Origin of the sequence: Vibrio aquaticus (assembly GCF_003970385.1) — a bacterium.
Classification (GTDB): Bacteria; Pseudomonadota; Gammaproteobacteria; order Enterobacterales; family Vibrionaceae; genus Vibrio; species Vibrio aquaticus.
Window position 1 is genome coordinate 1 of record NZ_RXZH01000039.1, and the last position, 500, is coordinate 500.

The following is a 500-nucleotide window of genomic DNA, read 5'->3' on the forward strand; positions in this document are numbered from 1 at the left end:
ACAAGCCCCACCCCGTCTCCACTGGATCTGTTCCCRGGAGTACCCTAAAAAAAGGAACCTTTCCTCTCCCCAGCCATTTCGGATGTGAAAGTGCCTTTCTCTCTATAAGAACGGTGCGTTCCGRGGTGTGAAGTGGRATGATTTCATAATTGGGGTTTTKAATAAGACRACCTTTTCATTTTTCATTTTTTTTTTCAATATGAAAAAGTAATAAGAATGAGAGGTGTTAAGCTTTKYATCATYCTGGCGTCGAGCTATTTTTCCGCAGGACCTCCCCTACAGTATCGTCACCGCAGTAGAGTTTAACCACCAAGTTCGGGATGGATTGGTGTKGTTCCTCTACGCCTAGGACACCAGAATATCGAACCATGAWCGAAGAAAGGCATGMGAGAAAAGCATATTGGCTAGTGATTGTGAGGCYCCAATTCTTGACTGGAGKGGACACCAAAGGCCTCTGCCCYYCCATCCYTTGGATAGATAGAGAGGGAGGGCAGAACTTT

Annotated in this window: 1 rRNA gene; it reads right to left on the bottom strand. The window is 45.9% G+C overall.

The features are described 5' to 3' along the window. Nucleotides 1–241: 241 nt before the first annotated feature. A 5S ribosomal RNA gene (gene rrf, locus EJ063_RS21800) occupies nt 242–358 on the bottom strand. Nucleotides 359–500: the final 142 nt, after the last annotated feature.